The sequence below is a fragment of the Pseudomonas sp. BAV 4579 genome, assembly GCF_009765395.1.
In the GTDB taxonomy this organism is placed as follows: Bacteria; Pseudomonadota; Gammaproteobacteria; order Pseudomonadales; family Pseudomonadaceae; genus Chryseomonas; species Chryseomonas aestiva.
The window spans coordinates 1-4,631 of sequence record NZ_WHOV01000228.1; the positions used below are offsets into that span (position 1 = coordinate 1).

The 4,631-nt window shown below is 55.2% G+C and carries 3 protein-coding genes and 1 pseudogene; 1 reads left to right on the forward strand and 3 read right to left on the reverse strand.

All coding sequences use genetic code 11. The annotated features are described in order from the left end of the window. Positions 1 to 54: 54 nt before the first annotated feature. Positions 55 to 1,002 (reverse strand): annotated as a pseudogene (locus GSQ95_RS25515) (IS481 family transposase). 125 nt (positions 1,003 to 1,127) lie between these two features. Beyond that, positions 1,128 to 2,315, reverse strand: coding sequence for an NO-inducible flavohemoprotein (hmpA, locus tag GSQ95_RS25520; RefSeq protein WP_158896630.1), 1,188 nt, complete (start codon positions 2,313 to 2,315; stop codon positions 1,128 to 1,130). Between the two features lie 126 nt (positions 2,316 to 2,441). On the opposite strand from hmpA, the gene norR reads away from it, so the two are divergent. Continuing rightward, entirely contained in the window at positions 2,442 to 4,031 is a 1,590-nt protein-coding gene (gene norR, locus GSQ95_RS25525; protein ID WP_158896628.1) for a nitric oxide reductase transcriptional regulator NorR, read from the forward strand. Positions 4,032 to 4,434: 403 nt separating this feature from the next. On the opposite strand, the gene GSQ95_RS25530 is transcribed toward norR, so the two are convergent. Then, positions 4,435 to 4,631, reverse strand: a 197-nt coding sequence (locus GSQ95_RS25530; RefSeq protein ID WP_158974002.1) for a transposase, incomplete at its 5' end; no start/stop codon positions are given.

Genomic DNA, 4,631 nt, shown 5'->3' on the forward strand with positions numbered 1-4,631 from the left:
ATTGCCATCACAGGAACAGGCTAGCAAACACGACTTTTCAGACAAGCCCTAGGGCTAGGTGTGTAAACCTAGTACGTTATTCAGTGGCAACGAAGCGCGACTGATTGGCGATTGGTAGTTGAGGCTGGAATGTGGCCTGTGCCAGCTGTAGTGATGCAGCCACGCGGGTAAGTGCCGGGCGCGTTGCTCGGAGCTGTCGTAGCAGCGTGCATAGGCCACTCCCGCAGGCTCGTCTGGATAAAGCGCTCGGCCTTGCCGTTTGTACGGGGCGTATAGGGTTTGGTGCGGATATGTTTCAGTCCAAGCCGAGCGCACAAGCGCCGAAACGAACGAGAGCGGTAGCAGGCACCGTTGTCTGTCATGACTTGCTCAAAGCGGATACCCAGCCTGCGGTAGTAGCGCACCGCCTGCAACGAGGCCCGACAGGCGCTACTGCTGCGTTCGTCCGGGTGCAGGCTGGTGAATGCCAGCCGGGACGCATCATCGATGGCCACATGGACGAACTCCCAGCCGGCGCCATCGCAGGCCTGCTGACGATCCCCCGTCACTCGGTGGCCAGGCCTCCAGAATCGGCCAAGCTTCTTGATATCCAGATGTAGCAGGTCGCCGGCCTTGGGATATTCGTAGCGCACCACCACAGGGGCGGGCTCCAGCTCGGCCAAACGATGAAAGCCTGCCTGTTTGAGACGCCGCGCAATGGTACTGACGGCCACGCCGAGTAGTTGGGCGATCTGTCGATAGGTATGGCGAGATCGGCGTAGCTGGATCAACTGTGCGACTAGGTCGCCCGAGGTCCCATGCGGACATGAATGCGGACGTGATGAACGATCCATCAGACCGGACTCGCCTTCCTCACGAAAACGCATGAGCCATTTGTAAGCCGTGCGAACACTAACCCCCCGCCGCTTGTGCCGCATCCTCGGCACGCAGCCCTGTGAGGATGCGCTGGACGATAAGGGCTCGACCTCGAGGGGTAAGACGGGCATGTTTATGCAGGTTCATCCGGGGCTCCTCGAAGGCTGTGTTGGTCGCGCTTCCAGAATTCCGGGAATGCCCCGGATGAACAACCTACTGAGAGATCACAGCTAGGCCTCTAGCAGGCAGAGGCTAGGCCCTCACAACTGAGGTTAGGCCATTGCTTCAGCTGGGCCGAAAAACTCATAGCGCGCCTGATTCTCTGGAACCCCGATATCGCTTAGTGCACGTTTCATGAAAGCCATGAACGGTTTGGGACCGAGGAAATAGGCGTCCACATTGCGGTTGGCAGGCAACCATTCCTGAAGATGCGTGATGGATGGAAACCCGACTGCATCTGGCGTGTAGGCTTCCTGTCCGGCGTGTTCCGCGTAGACCACATGGGCTTCGAATAGGGGATAGCGCTCTTGCCATTCGCGCAACAGCTCCGAGAATGCGTGTACTTGGCTATTACGGGCGTAGTGAATGAAGGTCACTGGACGCTCACCTGCCTCCAACGCTTGTGCGGCCATTGCCAGCGTTGGAGTTATGCCGACCCCGCCGCTGATCAGCACCAGCGGTTTGGTATCATGGGTGAGCGTGAAATCCCCGGACGGTGGAAACAGGTCAAGCGTACTTCCTACTGCGACGTGATCATGCAGGTACGTCGAGGCCACACCATCTTTCTCACGCTTCACGCTGATGCGGTAGAAGACACCGTTCGCCTGCTCGCTCAGCGAGTAGTTTCGGCGAATCTCTTTCCCGTCGATCATCAGCCGCACGCCGATGTACTGACCGGCTTCGTGTTTGATGATGGGTTGATGATCAGACGGTACCAGGTAAAACGAAGTAATTTCCGTGCTCTCGACTACCTTTCTTGAGACAGTGAATTGCCGGGCGCCACGCCAGCCGCCGGGTGCGGCGGCGATGGCGTCATAAGCGTTTCGCTCCCCTTCAATCAATATATCCGCAAGCTGCTGGTAAGCTGCGGCCCAGGCTGCGATCACTTCATCGGTAGCAACCTCTGCACCTAGTACTTCGCGGATCGCTTGCAGCAGGCATGACCCCACAATAGGGTAATGCTCTGGAAGGATTTGTAGCGCGACGTGCTTGTTAATGATTTGGCTGGCCAAGCCACCTAGGTTTTCTAGCCTATCAATGTTCCTTGCATACATAAGCACGCCGTTGGCCAGGGCCCGAGGCTGCGAGCCGTTGGTCTGATGTGCTTGGTTGAACAGCGGACGCACATCCGGATGCGTGTCCAGCATAAGCTGGTAGAAATAGGTGATAAGCGCCTCGCCTCCTGTTTCTAGCAGAGGAACAGTCGCTTTGATGATGTCGTATTGGGCAGAAGTAAGCATGGGAACTCCAGGGTTTAGGGTCTTTGCTTTTGGTGGAGCAAGTGGCGTGCCACAATTAAAATCCTTGTAAATCAATGCCTGTGCGGGGTAAAAGGTTTTTTTGACCGAGTCATTAAGACCTATTTTATGAATAAAGATGTCGTTTCGACCCATCAGATCCGGGCGCTTCAGGCACTCCTTCCGCTCCTAAACGATCTAACTGCGGAAATTCCTTCGCACACCCGTTATCAGCGTGTATTAGATGCCTTGCAAAACCTTTTGCCGTCAGATGCTGTAGCGTTGCTACGTTTGGATGAAGATGAACTCACTCCTGTTGCAGCGTATGGCTTGGCTCAGGACGCGATGGCCCGACGTTACCGTGTCGCAAACCACCCCCGGTTGGAAGCAATCGTCGAGGCTCGAGGGGCAGTGCTTTTCCCTCCTGATTGCAAGCTGCCCGATCCTTATGACGGGTTAATCGGCTCGAGTGCCTTGCCGGTACATGATTGCATGGGCTGTTCGTTGCGGATTAATGAAAAGACTTGGGGAGTTCTGACGCTCGATGCACTCACTGTCGGACAGTTTTCGGAACAGGACCTACAAACCATCGAGACGTTTGCCGTGTTCGCAGCAGCGACCGTAGTGGCGGCATCGCAATTCGATGAACTCCTGCGCACGGTAGCAGGGGAAAGAAAACGGGCAGAAGCCTACCGACTCACCGCTCACCCTTCTAAACCAGCGATGATTGGAAGCAGCGAAAGCTTTAAGCAGCTGCTTTCCGAAATTGACCTGGTAGCGCCAAGCGATCTCACTGTATTGATTACCGGTGAAACAGGGGTCGGTAAAGAATTAGTTGCCCAACGGCTCCACGACGTTTCAGCCCGAGCGGATAAACCATTCATCACCGTCAATTGCGCCGCCCTTCCTAAGCATTTGGTTGAAAGCGAGCTGTTTGGACACGTCAAAGGCGCATTCTCGGGTGCTATCGAAAACAGGCTTGGTAAATTTGAAGTGGCCAGTGGCGGGACGCTTTTCTTAGATGAGATCGGTGAACTCCCTTTAGCCGTACAAGCCACCATGCTTCGCGTACTTCAGGGCGGGCATTTGCAACGGGTAGGCTCCGACAAACCCCATACTGTTGATATCCGCCTGTTCGCGGCCACCAATCGCAATTTGGAGGATGAGGTTCGTGCGGGTCGCTTTCGAGCAGACCTGTACCATCGTCTGAGCGTCTATCCATTACGGGTTCCTTCGCTAAGGGAACGTCGGGAAGACATAATGCTGTTGGCAGGCGCTTTTGCCGAAGAGAACCGCTGGCGGGTGGGCATGCCCTCATTGCGTTTTTCTGAGGCTGCCCGTCAGGCACTGATGGGGTATTCCTGGCCAGGGAATGTGCGCGAGCTGGAGCACCTGATGGCCAGGGCAGCGCTCAAAGCCAAGAAACGTGCCTTTCTCACGACAGGAATAGACGTACTTTCATTTGAGCTGCAGGACTTGGACCTCCCCGAATTTCAAGCTGGCGCGGCGGCTATAGAGTCACGTCACGTTCCATCAAAGCAGCTGCCCGGGGGTGATTTTAGATCAGCTGTAGATGGGTACAAAAGACAGCTTCTGGAAGAGGCACTTAGGGACAATGGTGGCAATGTAGCTGCTGCGGCTCGGAGCCTAGACCTTGATAGGGCTAACCTAACACGCCTTGCCGCAAGGCTTGGAGTCTGCATTAATCGCAAAGGCTAAAGTGTTAGTCTACTCAGGCGTATCAAATCAAATAGTTTATGTGCTTTTGATAGCTGGTTTCATAAATGGTTTGGGCTTGGGACGAAATTCAGTAAAGATATAAAGATAATCTTTATTAGGATGGTCTCGCGGCGCGAGTTGAAATTATACTCCATTGCACAGACCTGCTTACAACCAACCCGCATCTATAAAAGCTCTGCTTGTTCCAGTACTTACCCCACGCGAAAGAAAATAGCTCCCTTGATCTGGTCATCACGAGGATTGGCGGTTTTTCAGCCGGCAGCCTCCATTTTCGAGCCGATCCGGTGCGCGAGACCTTCTCGCAGATTTCCCTTGGATGTGATGTGGTCTTTGCCGCCTAGGTGCGAGACGTTGGACGGAAACCATGCGGGACCGCCCCCCTCTAGGGTTTGTCTGAAAAGTCGACGCGCGAACAACGATCGATACAGGCCAGGGTGACCATCGCCTTGAAGCTGCTGGTCAGCTTGTCGAACCGGGTGCAGAGCCGACGTTCTTCCTTGAGCCAGCTGAACAGGCGCTCGATCGCATTGCGCTGGCGGTACGTGGGTTGATCGAAGAGCCGAGGTAAGCCAGGGCGGG

Coding starts and splice junctions, on each gene's coding strand:
- hmpA (WP_158896630.1), bottom strand. CDS start 2,315: ATGCTTACTTCTGCCCAATACGACATCATCAAAGCGACTGTTCCTCTG.
- norR (WP_158896628.1), top strand. CDS start 2,442: ATGAATAAAGATGTCGTTTCGACCCATCAGATCCGGGCGCTTCAGGCA.